Below are 298 nucleotides of genomic sequence, written 5' to 3' on the forward strand. Positions count from 1 at the left end.
GTTTAGTGGAGTATCAATGCGCATCAATTTGTGGTCAGTCGAAATCATGACTTTCCAGTTTGGATGATGTTGTATAACTTCCTGACCAAGGTGTTCGACGAAAGCTGTCCGGCTAACCGCTTTTCCCGTTAACCGATTGAATAATGATTTCAAAATGAGTTCCCTCTCTTATTATTCCCTGCTAAATGGTTAGTTAACCTTCACCAGCGTGCGACCCTGGATCTGGTTATTAATGATGGCCTCGGCAAAGTTCGGTGCCTCTGACAGAGATATCTCTTTTGCCGCCTGGGTATAGAAT

The 298-nt window shown here is 44.0% G+C and carries 1 pseudogene; it reads right to left on the reverse strand.

Going from position 1 to position 298, the window contains the following annotated elements:
- Window positions 1-189: 189 nt before the first annotated feature.
- Window positions 190-298: pseudogene (locus tag V5P19_RS23305) on the reverse strand (quinone oxidoreductase); the annotation flags it as partial.

The sequence above is a fragment of the Enterobacter sp. UNJFSC 003 genome, from assembly GCF_036903355.1.
In the GTDB taxonomy this organism is placed as follows: domain Bacteria; phylum Pseudomonadota; class Gammaproteobacteria; order Enterobacterales; family Enterobacteriaceae; genus Enterobacter.